General features: G+C 52.0%; 15 protein-coding genes. 8 read left to right on the top strand and 7 right to left on the bottom strand.

The annotated features are described in order from the left end of the window. Positions 1-248 precede the first annotated feature (248 nt). From IXB28_RS10885 to IXB28_RS10860, 6 genes are all read left to right on the top strand, one after another. Positions 249-653 carry a hypothetical protein gene (locus tag IXB28_RS10885; RefSeq protein WP_215618608.1) on the top strand — a complete coding sequence of 135 codons (405 nt, stop codon included), beginning with the start codon at positions 249-251 and terminating at the stop codon, positions 651-653. Positions 654-660: 7 nt separating this feature from the next. Next, positions 661-1,236 (top strand): ComEA family DNA-binding protein, encoded by a 576-nt coding sequence (locus tag IXB28_RS16930; RefSeq protein WP_326521014.1) that lies wholly within the window; start codon positions 661-663, stop codon positions 1,234-1,236. A 329-nt stretch (positions 1,237-1,565) separates the two neighbouring features. After that, positions 1,566-1,832, top strand: coding sequence for a hypothetical protein (locus IXB28_RS10875; RefSeq protein ID WP_215618607.1), 267 nt, complete (start codon positions 1,566-1,568; stop codon positions 1,830-1,832). 149 nt (positions 1,833-1,981) lie between these two features. Further along, positions 1,982-3,283, top strand: coding sequence for a Glu/Leu/Phe/Val family dehydrogenase (locus IXB28_RS10870; protein WP_215618606.1), 1,302 nt, complete (start codon positions 1,982-1,984; stop codon positions 3,281-3,283). A gap of 179 nt (positions 3,284-3,462) precedes the next feature. Then, positions 3,463-4,029, top strand: a complete 567-nt coding sequence (gene lepB / locus IXB28_RS10865; protein WP_215618605.1) for a signal peptidase I — start codon at positions 3,463-3,465, stop codon at positions 4,027-4,029. Positions 4,030-4,179: 150 nt separating this feature from the next. Further along, positions 4,180-5,160, top strand: a complete 981-nt coding sequence (locus IXB28_RS10860) for a DnaJ C-terminal domain-containing protein (RefSeq protein ID WP_215618604.1) — start codon at positions 4,180-4,182, stop codon at positions 5,158-5,160. Between the two features lie 183 nt (positions 5,161-5,343). Here the strand turns inward: IXB28_RS10860 and IXB28_RS10855 are convergent, their stop codons facing one another. Together IXB28_RS10855 and IXB28_RS10850 are read right to left on the bottom strand one after the other, a co-directional pair. Continuing rightward, complete coding sequence (locus tag IXB28_RS10855; RefSeq protein WP_215618603.1) at positions 5,344-6,777, bottom strand: MlaD family protein; 1,434 nt, start codon at positions 6,775-6,777, stop codon at positions 5,344-5,346. Positions 6,778-6,876: 99 nt separating this feature from the next. Next, complete coding sequence (locus IXB28_RS10850; protein WP_215618602.1) at positions 6,877-7,704, bottom strand: ABC transporter ATP-binding protein; 828 nt, start codon at positions 7,702-7,704, stop codon at positions 6,877-6,879. 89 nt (positions 7,705-7,793) lie between these two features. Here IXB28_RS10850 and IXB28_RS10845 point away from each other — a divergent pair, with 89 nt between their 5' ends. Continuing rightward, entirely contained in the window at positions 7,794-9,170 is a 1,377-nt protein-coding gene (locus tag IXB28_RS10845) for a gluconeogenesis factor YvcK family protein (RefSeq protein WP_215618601.1), read from the top strand. Positions 9,171-9,344: 174 nt separating this feature from the next. Here IXB28_RS10845 and IXB28_RS10840 read toward each other — a convergent pair whose 3' ends face one another. The 4 genes from IXB28_RS10840 to IXB28_RS10825 all read right to left on the bottom strand — a co-directional run bounded on the left by IXB28_RS10840 (position 9,345) and on the right by IXB28_RS10825 (position 11,480). Beyond that, positions 9,345-9,587 carry a hypothetical protein gene (locus IXB28_RS10840; RefSeq protein ID WP_215618600.1) on the bottom strand — a complete coding sequence of 81 codons (243 nt, stop codon included), beginning with the start codon at positions 9,585-9,587 and terminating at the stop codon, positions 9,345-9,347. Between the two features lie 463 nt (positions 9,588-10,050). Then, the gene (locus IXB28_RS10835) at positions 10,051-10,245 is read right to left on the bottom strand and encodes a hypothetical protein (protein WP_215618599.1); all 195 of its coding nucleotides are present in this window, start codon (positions 10,243-10,245) and stop codon (positions 10,051-10,053) included. A 315-nt stretch (positions 10,246-10,560) separates the two neighbouring features. Next, entirely contained in the window at positions 10,561-10,983 is a 423-nt protein-coding gene (locus tag IXB28_RS10830; protein ID WP_215618598.1) for a hypothetical protein, read from the bottom strand. A 143-nt stretch (positions 10,984-11,126) separates the two neighbouring features. After that, positions 11,127-11,480, bottom strand: a complete 354-nt coding sequence (locus IXB28_RS10825; RefSeq protein WP_215618597.1) for a HesB/IscA family protein — start codon at positions 11,478-11,480, stop codon at positions 11,127-11,129. A gap of 240 nt (positions 11,481-11,720) precedes the next feature. On the opposite strand from IXB28_RS10825, the gene IXB28_RS10820 reads away from it, so the two are divergent. Beyond that, positions 11,721-13,319, top strand: a complete 1,599-nt coding sequence (locus tag IXB28_RS10820; RefSeq protein WP_215618596.1) for a DUF6930 domain-containing protein — start codon at positions 11,721-11,723, stop codon at positions 13,317-13,319. Positions 13,320-13,366: 47 nt separating this feature from the next. On the opposite strand, the gene IXB28_RS10815 is transcribed toward IXB28_RS10820, so the two are convergent. After that, positions 13,367-14,665: a DNA methyltransferase gene (locus IXB28_RS10815; RefSeq protein WP_215618595.1), complete on the bottom strand. Its 1,299-nt coding sequence runs from the start codon at positions 14,663-14,665 to the stop codon at positions 13,367-13,369. Positions 14,666-14,698 lie beyond the last annotated feature (33 nt).

Below are 14,698 nucleotides of genomic sequence, written 5' to 3'. Positions count from 1 at the left end.
TATAGGGCCTCAAATTTTGTCAAGGGCGTATTCTTTAGACCCTTTACAAAATTTGTGGGGCCTAATGCTCCTTCTAGATTCTAGAGCCTACAGCTGAAAAGTGTGCGGATAAGGAAGATGCATATTATTAGACAACTAATGTTGATGGGTAGATTTTAGTGACATTGTGACGACATGGGAAATTAGTCGTATCACCCAGGGATAGTTTTGAGTATGATAGACCGCAAAACTAGGTTCTACGGCTTTATATGGCTAAGGTTCAGGGAGATGATGAAAAAAATAAGCGAATTATCGCTGCCTTAGCACTGTTGGGAGCGATCCAGCCGACGCCGATACCTGTTGCCGGTATCCATAAGTTTTATGGGGGGCAATATGGCTGGGGTCTGCTTTATTTGCTGTTGGGGTTTACCCAGGTGCCTCGGGTGGCCAGCCTGGTGGAAGGGGTTTGGTATTTGGTGGAGCCCCAGGTAGAGAAGAAATTTTGGGCGGCTAAAACCACTGGGGTGGAGGCCTCTACGGCTGACACCCTGGGGAATACGGTGGAGGCGGTGGCCAGCAGTCTGCGAGAAATTGAGCGTTTACGCCAGGAAGGGCTGCTGTCAGAACATGAGTTTGAACAAAAGCGGCGCCGTCTGTTAGAGCAGATGCCTTAGGAGAGCCGTGGGTAAGCGACAGACTTGGAAACGATTGATTGTACGGCAGGCCCTGCGGGGGCTAGATGCCCTAGAGGGCCAGTTAAATCCGTTGAAACGCAAGCTAAGGGAAGATAGCTACTATCGATTTCAGTCGATTGATGAAGTGCGTTTGGGAGAACAACTTGGGGTATGTATCGATGCCAACCGCGCCACGGTGGATGATTGGCTGCGGTTGCCGGGGATTTCGATTCACCAGGCGCGCACCTTGGTGGAATTGAGTCGGACGGGGGTGCCGTTGACCTGTTGGGAAGATGTGGCTGCGGTGACGGGACTGGGCTTGCCGCAGCTCCAGGCGTTTGGAAAAATGGTGAAGTTTTATTATTACGACCCCGATAGTGCTATTCTGCCGCGACAAATAAATGTGAATCGGGTCAGTGCCGGGGAACTCATGGCCATTCCTGGGATGGAACAGGCGTTGGCGCAGCGTTTAGTTTACTGTCGTCAACGCTTTGGTGCCTACAAAGACTGGTTGGACATTAAGCATCGCTTGCAGCTTAGGCCCCAGACCATTGCTAGATTGGTCCACTATTTGCGGTTTTGAGCTGCATATTGTTTGGGGCTGGCGGGGATTTAGGGCTTGTTAAAAATTAAAATCAGGGTCTTTTTCCTTAAAAGCATGGCCTAACAAGCCTTTTCGGATTAAGCGCCGTGAATTAGTTTCTGAACGGCTCCTTAGTGGGAGGAAACCTCTTTCCCATACCAGAGATGTGCACCAATCTGTTGAGTGATTGTTTTATCAACTTCTGGTGATAGCACTCACACCAATCTTTTAAAAGGAGGAGTTTACTTAAGGGGTATGCAAATTCTATGGGAATCTCCGGGGGCTGACCGTGGAATTGAGTAGCTTTATATAAGTACAGATGCGGGTCCATGCAGGGAACAAATAACGGCGGCAAAGGCGGCGAAACAATCAATCGATGCATTACGGCGGTTGCTATGACTATTGCGATCGCAACTATCTACACCGGAATGATCACCGAGGGGCAGATGGTGCAAGGGGATGGTCTAAGGGAGCAAATTCAAACGGTCTTTAAACATTACAAGCCCGAACTTCAAATTACGCAGGATGCGGAAGAGCCCCAGGAGAGTTTGGCCACCCTGGTCTTAACGACCCAGGACGGTGTTTCCGGCCATTAATCAACAGTTATTATTTGCTCATATAATATCTGCTGAGTATAAAATGATGCCGCGCCAATCTTTCTACGACCGATTAAAATTTGTTGCGGTTTCTCTCTAGAAAGCAGGGTTTAGGCGATTTGCTGGGCGGGCTCCCCTAAAATAGAGCCATGGCACACTCTCTTCTCACCGATGCTAGCCGTCGTCTAGACAAGGCACTCCAATACGTCACCATTTCTGACGATGCGGCAGAACGCCTGAAGGCACCTAAGGCAAGTCTAAAAGTCTCCATCCCTGTGCGCATGGACAATGGTTCCCTCAGGGTTTTTGATGGCTATCGTGTTCAGTTTGACGATACCCGTGGTCCCACCAAGGGCGGTATCCGGTTTCATCCCCAGGTAAATCTGGACGAAGTGCAGTCCCTGGCATTTTGGATGACGTTTAAATGTGCGGCGGTGAATATTCCCTTCGGTGGGGCCAAGGGCGGCGTCACCCTTAACCCCAAGGAACTTTCTAAGGCGGAACTGGAGCGGTTAAGCCGGGGCTATATCGACGCGATCGCAAACTTTATCGGCCCCGACACCGATATCCCCGCCCCCGACGTATACACCAACCCCATGATTATGGGTTGGATGATGGACCAGTACAGCATTATCCAACGGCGACGCAGCCCGGCGGTGATCACCGGCAAACCCGTAGCCCTAGGGGGCAGCCTCGGCCGCAACACCGCCACCGGCACCGGCGCATTCTATGTGATAGAAGCCATGATGGCTCACCAGGGCCAGGACCCAGGGAACACCACCGTGGCGGTGCAGGGGTTTGGCAATGCGGGCAGCGTCGTAGCGCGCCATTTGTTTGATGCGGGCTACACCGTGGTAGCGGTGAGCGATTCCCGGGGCGGCATCTATCGACCCGAGGGGTTGGATATTCCCAGTTTGCAAAAATTCAAAGCAGAAACCCGTGCCGTGCAGGCGGTGTACTGCGACGACAGCGTGTGCAGCCTGGTGGACCATACGGTGATTACCAACGAAGACCTGCTGAAGTTGGATGTGGATATTTTGATTCCAGCCGCTTTGGAAAACCAAATCACCTCAGACAATGCGGCTGAGGTAAAGGCCCGCTACATTTTTGAAGTGGCCAATGGCCCCATTAGCGCTGACGCCGACGAAATTTTAGACGCCAGCAGCAGCATGGTTTTTCCCGATATTTTGGTCAATGCCGGTGGCGTCACCGTCAGCTATTTCGAATGGGTGCAAAACCGCAGCGGTTTGTATTGGACGTTAGACGACGTTAACCAGCGGCTAAAACAACAGATGGTCACCGCCGCTGAAACCATTTGGCAGCTGTCCCTCGCCCATAAAAGCTCGGTGCGCACGGCGGCCTACATCCATGCCCTCAACGGATTGGGAGCCGCCATGGATGCCCGGGGCACCCGGGCCGACTATGTTCAGCCGCTCAGCAAGGCTAATTAGGAATTTCTGGGGCAATCCATGGGATTGATCTAGTCCTAATTCCCGAAAGATAGGGCTGCCCTGGCAGCCTAATCGGTCGTTTCCATCGGCTGGCAATCTTTCGCCACCCTTCACACAATGGGAAACCCAACTAGGGGCGTAAGGCTATAAAATTGCTAGGCACTCTCGCCGGGCCTGGGATGACCAACCAAAAACCATCAACTGAACCGTCGACTACACCGATTCAGACATTAATTAAATCCAATGCCAAACTGGTGGCCATTGCCGTTGCGATCGCGGTGGTCATCCGGCTATTTGTTGCGGAACCTCGGTTTATCCCGTCCAATTCCATGGACCCCACCCTCCGCATTGGCGATCGGCTGCTGATCGAAAAAGTCTCCTACCGGTTCCATCCTCCCCACCATGGCGACATCGTCGTATTCGAACCGCCACCGCAGCTCCAGGCCGTGGGCTACCGGGCAGATCAAGCCTTTATTAAGCGGGTGATTGGTCTACCGGGGGATACGATGAGGGTGCAAAACGGCCAGGTGTATCGCAACAACCAGCCCCTGGATGAAGGCTATATCCTGGCCCAGCCCGCCTATGAAATGAACGCAGTGACGGTGCCTGACAATACGTTGTTTGTGATGGGGGACAATCGCAACGACAGCAACGATAGCCACATTTGGGGATTTTTGCCCATGGGTAACGTGATTGGCCATGCCACCCTGCGATTTTGGCCCCTGGAAAATGTGGGCAACGTTTAAGAATTTGGCTGAAGTCAGCAACAATAATTATGAAACAGATGTAAGACGGCGGAATACCGAACCTCTTTCCTAGCTAAGCTTTGCTAGTCTAATCAAAGAAAATATCCCAGCGGCTTGGCCGCAGTGCGATCGCAACGAGGAGCTTAAGCTATGGCAGCAACTGACTTCAAAGATTATTACCAAGTTCTCGGGGTCAGTAAGTCTGCCAGCACAGACGATATTAAACGTGCCTTTCGCAAGCTGGCCCGTAAATATCACCCAGACGTTAACCCTGGGGATAAGGTCGCCGAATCCAAATTCAAAGAAATCAACGAAGCCAACGAAATTTTATCGGACCCCGAAAAACGTCGGAAATACGATCAGTTTGGTCGCTACTGGCAGCAAGGTGGCGGTCGACCTGGTGCTGCCCCCACCGACTTTGGTGGCTTTGACTTTAGCAACTACGGCAGCTTCAACGAACTGCTAAATGAGCTCCTCGGCGGTTTGGGCGGTGGCTTTCCCGGCGGTGCCCGCACCAGCTATCGCCAGTCAACGGGTGCCCCCGGCGGCTTTGGCTTTGAAACACCCGGGGCCGCAGGGGCAAGCAGTGCCCAGTTCGATCAAGAAGCCAGCATTACCCTGGCCATGGGGGATGCCTTTAACGGTGCTCAAAAGAAATTTCGCATTGGTGGCGATGCCCTCACGGTAAAAATTCCAGCCGGGGTAAAGCCGGGCAGCAAAATTCGGCTGCGGGGTAAGGGGCAAATGAATCCCTACACCCAACAGCGGGGCGACATATACCTAACGGTGGATATCCAAGACCATGCCTTCTTCAAGTTTGATGGGGACAATAACCTGCTGTGTGAGGTGGCCATTTCCCCAGATGAGGCGGTTTTAGGGGCCAAAATCGACGTGCCCACCCCCGACGGCAGCGTGACTGTAAATATTCCGGCGGGCATTCGCTCTGGGCAAACCCTGCGGTTGCGGGGCAAGGGCTGGCCCAAGCCCAAGGGCAGTCGGACCGATCAGCTGGTTAAGGTGATGATCAAAGCTCCTAAGACGGTAACGGATAAGGAACGGGCTTTGTACGAGCAGTTGCGGGACCTACGCAGCTACAATCCCCGCCAGAGCTTACAAAACGTCAAGCTTTAGGTTTGCTGCTGAACCCATATTTCGTAGAGGGTTCTTTCGGTATTTGCCAATAGATAAGCTATTCCACAGGGTCTGTCGCAAGACAGACCAAGACAGACACCTTCCTGCGACAGGGTTGTTGAAAGACAGGGGTGTTTTTCTATTCTGTTTTAATGCCCCCAAGGCAGCATCGTCTAGATTGCATTAAGGCCGATCTGCAAGGTCAGTAATATAGCGTTCTCCATTAAATACCAGGCTGGGCTGGGTGATTTCAGCATCATTGGCCCCAACAGTTTCGGCCTCAATAAATTCTGATGTTGGTTCTATTTCTGTGAATGCTTCGGCGGTGGTTGCGTCAGGGACTACCTGGAAATCTTCAGGGCTGGCCAGGGCATTTTCAAGCTCTGCCACCTGTTGCAATTGCTGATTAAACTCTGCGGCCACCTCGGTTTGGTTTTCCAATTCCCCGGTAAAGGATACCAGGTCCGAGGCCACCTCGGTTTGGTTTTCCAATTCCCCGGTAAAGGACACCAGGTCCGATAGGCCCATTAGCAAACTGCGCACCTGGTCTCGCAGGGCGGGGTCACCGGTCAAGGTGTCCACATCCGCCATAATCTTTTGAGCACTTTGAAACACATCTCGGGCCGATTCGATGGTTTGTTGCAAGAGCACCAGGTTTTCGCTGGTGCCCAGGGTAGATGAAATGGTGCGCAGGTCCTGGGAGGCAATGGCAGCGTTACTGGCCAACAGCTCAATATTTTCTACTAAGGTCCCGTCTTGAATCACTGGTGAGAGGGTATCCATGGCTAGCCGCAGCTGTCCGGTGCTGGCGCTAATGTTATCCAGGGTAGTGGTGAGGTTGTCCTGGTTAGTAGCCAGGAGTGCATTGACCTGGGTTAAGGTTTGATCCAACTGAGCCGATGTACGTTCGGCGCTTGCCTCTAGCTGTTCTGCGGCACCGGAGACGGTCACCAAGGTTTGCTGAGCCGATGCGGATAGGGGTTGGATTTGGGTGCGTAAATCTCTGGTGATTAGGGTAACTTCATCGGTTAGGTCAACAACATTGCCGGAAATTGCGCTGGTATTCTCTAGAATTTGTCGTAAATTGTCGACACTATTGGGATCTTCAAGGGTTCTAGAAAGAGCGTCTGAGATTTTTTGTGAGGACTCCAACAGGTCTTCGTAGTTGACCCCCACTAATCCTTTCACCTGATCGCCGTTGCACAAAATTAGATCGCTATTGCAGGCACTGTTCACCGGTCCAGGCATTGAATCATCGATTTCATTGTCCGTTAACGCTGGCTGAATGGAGACGGTGGTTTCGCCAATGAGGCCAGACTGACTGGTTTTGATGATCGAATTGGCGGGAATGCGTAAATCGCCTCGGTTAATTTCAATTTCTACGGTGACCGTATTAGACCCTGGGGCAATCTTTGCAATTTGCCCCACCGGTACGCCTCGATAGCTAACGGCAGCGCCTTCTTGGATGCCATTAGCACTGTCAAAATTCACCAGCAGGCGGTAGCTGCGTTGGCCGTAGGTGAGCCCCCGTAGCCACATGACCAACCCGCCAAACAGGGCTACTCCCGCCAATATAAGTAGCCCTACAGAGCCTTCACGAATGGTTCTTGCACGCATGGTTTGCTTATGGGTTGATGGGTAGATGGTACAGCCAGTCGCGCACCTTGGGTCAAATTATAGGGCCCGTCAATATTACTCAAAAAATGGGGTTTGGCGTCAATTGGCGACTCGAATGGGGCCGTCAGTGGCGGCATTGAAAAACTGCCGCACATAGGGGTTTGGCGTAGTGTCTATTTCGCTGACTGGCCCCATCCATTGGATCGATCCTTTGTGTAGCATGACTACGCGGTCGGCGGTGCGACGAATGGTGCTGTCTTGGTGGGTGACGATGAGATAGGTGCTACAGCCACGGTTGCTGTGGATATTGCGAATTAAATCTTCGATGACGGTGGAGGCGATGGGGTCTAGGCCAGCGGTGGGTTCATCGTAGAGCAGCAGCGTGGGCTTGGGGGTATTTTCTTGGGGATTGGCAATGACGGCGCGGGCAAAGCTGACCCGCTTACGCATGCCGCCGGATAGTTCAGCGGGGTAGCGATCGCAAATATTGGGTAACCCCACCATGGCCAAGGCTTCTTTGGTTAGCTCACGGATTTCTGCGTCGGGTAGGCTGGAATTTTGATAGAGGGAAAAGCCCACGTTTTCCTGGACCGTGAGGGAATCAAACAGGGCTGCCTGCTGGAACACCATGCCAATGTTGATCGGATCCTTGGCATCTTCAATGAGGCCCTGGCGCTGCTGACCGGTCACAAAAATATCACCGCTGTCGGGGGCCAATAGGCCAGCAACGATTCTTAAAATAGTAGATTTGCCCGTGCCAGACGGACCAATTAGGGCCACCGCCTCCCCTGGCATCACCGTTAGATCAACGTTATCTAGCACCTGATTGCTGCCAAATTGCTTGGAAATACCCTTTAGTTCCAGCAGCGGTTCTTCCTTATCGTAAGGGGACGGGGGAACAATCAGGTTAACTTCGGAGACAGACATGGCGGTGGTTGTTACAACTCACTAACAAGCTGGGGACAGCTTATGACAAGATAACCCATGGTTATGAAAAGGGCGTGAGAGATAGCAAAATGCTCTTATGGATTAGTTTAATCAGAAAATTTTTAAAGCGAAATATTCGATTTGTTTGGCGTGAAACGAAGGACCTAACCCCGGTGCATAACCGTTGGGTGCGCTGGCTGCTGCCGGGCCTGTTGGTGAAACGCTGGCTATTTTTAAGTACGGTAGGGGTGCTAACGGTGGGTCTGGGGGCCATGATTTGGCTCAAATTGACGCCGGTTTTCTTTACCGTTCGGTTTGTGGAAACGGTATTGCGCACCATCACTCAGCTGATTCCCAGGTATATTAGCGGACCCTTAGCAATTTTGTGTGGTCTGTCTTTGATTATTTGGGGCCAAAGCCGCACCCTGGGGGTGATTACGGAAGTGCTCTTACCCAACAGTCAGGAAAATAGTCTGTGGGATGCGATCGCAAACCATCGCAAACTCAACCGAGGCCCTCGCATTGTGGTGGTGGGGGGCGGCACCGGCCTCTCCACCATGCTACGGGGGTTAAAACGCTACAGCGCCAATATTACCGCCATTGTTACGGTGGCGGACGACGGCGGCTCTTCGGGGCGCCTACGGCGGGAAATGGGGGGACTGCCGCCGGGGGATATTCGCAACTGTTTGGCCGCCCTGGCGGACCAAGAAAAGCTGGTGACGGAACTGTTTCAATATCGGTTTAGCAGCGGCAGCGGCCTCAGTGGCCATAGCTTTGGCAACTTATTTTTGGCCGCCATGAATGAGGTCACCGGCGACTGGGAGGAGGCCATTGCTGCGAGCTCCCAGGTATTGGCGGTGCGGGGGGAGGTGCTGCCCTCCACCCTGAGCGATGTCAAACTGTGGGCCGAACTGGACGATGGCCGCCGCATTGATGGCGAATCCAATATTACGAAGGCCCGGGGCCGCATTGTGAATATTGGCTGCACCCCCGCCGATCCGCCGGCCCTCCCCAAAGCGCTCGAAGCAATTCGGGAGGCGGACTACATCATCATGGGGCCGGGCAGTTTGTATACCAGCATTGTGCCTAACCTGCTGGTGCCAGAAATTGCCGATGCGATCGCATCGACCCAGGTGCCCCGGATCTACGTGTGCAACATCATGACCGAACCGGGTGAAACCGACGACTACAGTGTGTCCGAACATATTCGCGCCATCGACCGCGCCTGTGGACGCCGCCTATTTGACGCGGTGCTAGTGCAGAAGCGCTCACCGTCCCCCCTAGCGTTGGAACGCTATCGCAAGGAAGGGGCAGAGCGCGTCATCTTTGATCGAGATGCTGTCATTGCCTCGGGCCGTCGCATTGTCATTGCCAATGTGATGAATGAAAGCCCAGAGGGGATGATTCGACACGATCCTCCCCAGTTGGCCAAGGTGCTTATGCGTTGGCATTCCAGGGTCTATTGATCCAGACAGGGAACCCGCAGGCTATCGAGGCCCCCTTCCTCCATTCCCCCAAGCCTTGGTGAAACTAGGCCCCAAGCCCCAAAATTGCGGGCTTGGGGCCTAAATAACGTTTAGCCCCTTTGTCGATGACTTGCTCGCAGAAATTTCCTTAGTTAGGAATGGGCTGCCGTTCCCCTAGGAGGCAAAAAAGCGGCGAGACACCCAGCTAGCGATGCCGCTAAAAATGGCCCCCCCCATCAAAATGCTGATGGACGGCATAAACAGGGGATCCCACAGGCTATACCACAGGTCGAACCCCAGATTCACCTGGGCCGCTCGCCCTGCGACGGCGACTACAAACCAGCCAAAACTAAACAACACAAAGAAAAGGTTGATGGTTAGGGCCGTATTGAGCCAGTTCATTAAACGCTCTTTCATGGAGGCAGATTAAAGCAGTTGCTGATTGTAAAAAATAGGGCAATCGGACCACCATTGGCAACCACACTTGCCCATTTGAAATCATAGTGCGAATCAGGAATGCCAATTCCATAGCCGATAAAAAACCATGAATTGCGCTGTACCGAATGGCGCTAAATCAAGACGCTTTTAATCAATATTTACAAAAAGCAACGGGGCGGTAATCTGCCTCGATTTAGCCTATAAACCCTCGATTAAGTATCGTTAATCTCGATGCAATTTTTTAGGACTTAAACAGTAACCCATCCAGAATGAAGTTTGAAACGGCCATTGTAAGTCGACAAAAAGCTGGCCTTAAATAGTTGATTTCCTCGCTGGTTTAAACAGAGAAAACATAAAAAAATATGGCTGCCCTGGGACGGATAGCCATACTGTAGAAGTTGAGTTTTACCGCAATCAAAATTACCGAACGAGGGGTGAAACCCTACACTACATCCACATCCAGGCCATGGGATGCCTGTAAATTATCAGGATCAACGTAGTGACAAACTGACTCATCAATACAAATTAAAGCCCAACCAGACTTTTCAATTCCCATTAATTGATACGGCCCATCTTGCACAAAAAATCCCTTATGATTTCTCGTTTCAGGCTTGACTTCTACAGCACGCTTATCCATTTTGAGGCTCCTTGCAACGGGGTGAGTTCCAATAAAAAAGGAAAACTTATCGGAATCTTTTCTTAATCTTATCAGTTCCTTTTTAGTCCGTGCATTAAGTTATCTGATCAGATAACTTGACGAAAAAAACGCGGGGATCATTGCCCCGCAACCCTTACAAAAAGCTAAAGAATGGCTATTTCTGCTAACTGAAACGGATCGACTCTTGGCAGGTCCAATAGAGGTTTCTCAACAAAAGTTAGTTAAAATGTGTTAACCACCTTTTGGGTGTTTTCTATTAGCTATTCCATGGAAAACCCTCTTCGGCTAAGGGTTTTAGCCATTGAAGATCCATTTTTCTACGCGTTTTAGGTTGTCCCAATCGGGTTTTCGGCTTAATCCTTCTTTAAAATTCTGCCGAATATCGTCTTGAACTTCTTCCACGGACATCACTAATTGCGTGGCAAGTTCCACATGTTCGCGCACACCTTTTTTGCCACTATCCAGGATGGCAATGGCCATATTGATGTGGGCCTGGGGATCTTGGGGGGTGATTTTGATTGCTTTTTGGGCCGCTTTATAGGCGGCCTTGGGCTTGTCAGCCAAAAGATAGAGCCACGATAAACAGGTGTAGAGTGCGCTGTTTTTCGGTGCTTGGGTGCATAGGTCTTTAAAGAACGGGATTAGCGTATCGACGCTTTCTCCAGATTGATAACGATTAAGTCCGTCCTCAAACAGTTCGTCAATGGTTTGGCTCATGGGGAGGTATCTGCTCAAAAAACCTCCCCATTTTAAGCTGCCTTAGGATCTGCCAAAAAATTACTTCACGGGTCGATCCTGAAAGGTGTGTTAAGCCATGGGTTCAAGGCACAAGGCCTGGATATTTGGTTGTTAACCAGCCCTTAGGCGCTAAAGGATTTGCCGCAGCCACAGGTTTGATCGGCGTTGGGGTTAGTAAACTGAAAACCGCCGCCAATTAGGGCATCGCTGTAGTCCAGCATGAGACCATATAGGTAAAGCATGCTCTTTTTGTCGCAGATGACTTTGAAGCCTTCGTAATCAAAGACTTCATCGTGCTCGGTCACATTGCTAATGGACTCAAAGTCCATCATGTAGGACATGCCAGAACAACCGCCCTGGCGTACCCCCACCCGTAAACATAGGTCGTCTCCCTGCTTTTCTTTGAGGGCTAGTACATGCTTGAGGGCGGCTTCGGTCATCATGATGCCCTGTTGCGATTGGGTGGCTTGGGTCATGGGTCGTTCGTTTATTGCATTATTAGTTGAGTCTAGTTTAGCTCAGCCTTTGGCGGAGATTGTCTAGAGGTTTAATGATTTTCATTGACTAAATCCCGCTGATACTGTCTACTCTGGATCTCTGCGTTGAAATAGTTGAGCAAATCTTTAGGCTGATGGCTATTGTGACCATTCTTTTTCACAATAGAATCTGTCCGTCAGCGTTCCTCTCGTCTCTCACGTTGCTACTCTCGCCTAAGTATGCCTCCCCTGAGTCCTTTTACCCGTCGTCGTATTCAAAAGTTGCCTAAAACCAAGAATATTTGGGAAGGGGGAATTTGCTCTCTGTCCAATGGGGCTGGTGAAACGCGGGACTATATATTGTGGATTGATGGCCAACAGGGGTATGTACGCAATGTTGATATTGTTGCTGCCGATAGCGGCCATGAGGCGGTGGCTCGCAGTTTGCTCAAGGCCATGGAAAACCCCCAAGGGCCAGCGGAACCGGGCCGTCCGCAAACGGTGTTTGTCAACGATCGAGAGCTACAGTTTTTTTTGCGGGGGGTGCTGCAAGAGTTAGATGTTGATGTGGCCTATCGCCCCCAGCTGCCTTGGTTGGATGAGGTGTTTGAGCATTTGCAATCTCAAGTGCCATCGGCGTCTTCCTTGCCAGATGTTTATGCTGAACAGCTGTGTGAGCAGGCCTTGGCCCTATGGCATGAGGCTCCGTGGTATTTGCTAAGTGAGCAAGAACTGCTGGCCATTGAGGTCAAACGCTGGGACATTGACACCCTATATGTGTCGATTTTGGGCATGGCGGATGTGGACTATGGGTTGTTGTTCTATCGGAGTTTAGAGTCGCTGTTGCAATTTCGAGAGCGGGTGTTGGCCTGCGATCGCAGCGACGGCCTCCTATCCCCTGGTGCATCTCCCCAGATGCTACAACAGATTTTTCTCACCCAAGATTGTTTCTTTCTCAACTACGAAGTAGATGTCCCCGGCCAGCTAGAACCCACTGACTACGACTTTGGCAGTATCCATCCCCTAGAAGGGCTGCGCCACGACCTGGATGAAGCCGAAGCCGCCACTCTGATTATTGCCCTAGCTGCCCTCAACCGATTCTTTAAAAAAGCCCCAGACAGCCTCAACGTTTTAGAACCCATCACAAAAACGTTTCGCGTTCCCAACCCCCTGGAAGAAGAGGGTCCGAAGCAATGTGCGGTCACCATCAAGTCCTTGCCAGACGTATCCGCCAGTCTGCTAGAAGAAACCGAGCTCAGCCTGGATGACGACGATGATCCCATGGGCCTGGTGCCCATGCTCAATGATGATCTTGTGCCCAACGGTGCCCTGATTTTACTCACCAAGCTAACGCCCGACAAATTAAAACATCTGCGCAACAACAAAACCCATCACCAGCCCCTGCCCACAGAGATCAAAGCCTCCAAAGCCGCCTGCCCCGTTGTCATTATTCAAACCTCACGGCCCAAGGCCCAAGCTCTGGTAGAACGTATTCAGACCATGGGGGGGCTACGGTCCATTTGTTTTAACCCCGGTCACGACCCATTTAACCAAATCAACTTTCAACTCGGCATCTGGCAGGCCGGGGACACCAGTCTGCATCTTTTCCATGAATACGACATGGACAGCCCCCAGCACTCCGAAGCCCTAGATAAATTTCAGAAACAACAGGCCAAAAGCAAGGGACGCTGCGCCATTGTGATTGCCGCCGGGGCCACCGGACAGAACCGTGGCAATCCACAGCCGAAAGATATTGTGGGTCTGTTAGAAGTCAACTTTTGCGCGCCGGAAACCTTGAATTTACAGCCCTTAGTGTTGAGCTATCGGATTGAGCCTTAGCAAGGGGGAAGTGCCTTTTATCCCCCTTGCTAAGGCTTTGGGGTGGGTCACCCCGGCCACCGCAACACAACAACTTCCTCCCGCAAATCCACCTCCGTCTTCGACGCTCGCCGGGTCCGAAACAGATCAATATTCACCAGCTCATAGCCCAAATCTTGCGCAATGGTGGCCAACAACGACCCCGTGGGAATATGCACCTGCAAATAAGACGCCTGTTCCCCCACCACATAGGCCAGCTGTGCCCCCGGTCGCAAACAGGGGCGCAAATTGGCCAGGTGCTTCACCATGCCCCCAAAATATAGGGTTGTTGCCCGGGCATATAGCCGAGAAAAGCCGCTGGTTTTACCCAAATCCGTCCGCCGTTGATTGATGGTTTTCGCCAAGGCCAAAATCTGCGGATACTTCTGCACCCACTGATCGTCCGTATCGTCGCTATACACGCAGCGACTGTTGGACCGTAGCAACTCGTGCTTCACCGCCTGTAGCCCCGCTTTATTTTCTAAAAACCCCAACAGCACAGACTCTAACCGAGTGGTGCGGGTGTAGTCTTTCTCATTTGGGTAAGGGGGAGACGTAATGACCATATCCACCGAATGGGGGGGCAAACAACGATGGGGTTGGCGGGCATCCCCCAAATGCACCCTGCCCAGCGGGGGCACCTGGCCGATGGTGTCTAGGTCGGTGGCCATCATTTCGATCCGCTTTAGCCACAGGTCCACCACCGGGGCATCGGCCTTCTGTTTGCGAGACACCCCCACCTCGGGGGCAAAGCGTAGGTTGCTGGCCGGAATGGCCGCATTTGCCAGGGCCAGCCGCTGATAGTGCCAGCTGGGGTGCCGTTCCCGATCGATGTACCCCAACAGGGTTAGAATCTTTTGTAGGGGACGAGGACTAATGGCATTTTTGAATAGCAGGGCGGCGGCATCTGTCGGTAGGGCCGGTGCCAGGTCTAGCAGCAGCGTCAGCTCATGGTGCGCTAGGTTAGCAATCTGCCGGGCAGATGCTCGCAAGTCGTCTGGTTTAACCGACCAGTCTAACTTTACGCTAGAGGCAAAATGAGCCATTGGGTTAGCTTCGATACCTCGGGCCGGAATCCCTAGCTTTTGGGCTTCCACCAAGGTGGTGCCGGTACCGGCAAACGGATCTAAAACAAGGGTATTGGCGCTAGCGGAGAACCGCTGCAAATAATGTCTGACCAAATGGGGCGGAAACGATAGGACAAAACGATACCAATTGTGGACGGCCTGATCCTTTTCACTGAGCTGGTTACGAGCCCTATTTCCCAGGTCAAGGCCCAGCAGCGCAGCATCGGACTGTTCAGAATCGGAAAACTTAAGCGACGCCATCGAAAACGTTGGTGAACCCCATGATTGGATGGT

The sequence above is a fragment of the Leptothoe kymatousa TAU-MAC 1615 genome (assembly GCF_018739865.1).
GTDB classification, from domain to species: domain Bacteria; phylum Cyanobacteriota; class Cyanobacteriia; order Phormidesmidales; family Phormidesmidaceae; genus Leptothoe; species Leptothoe kymatousa.
Note: the sequence above shows the minus strand (reverse complement) of the source record. Positions and strands in the feature narration are given on the sequence as shown.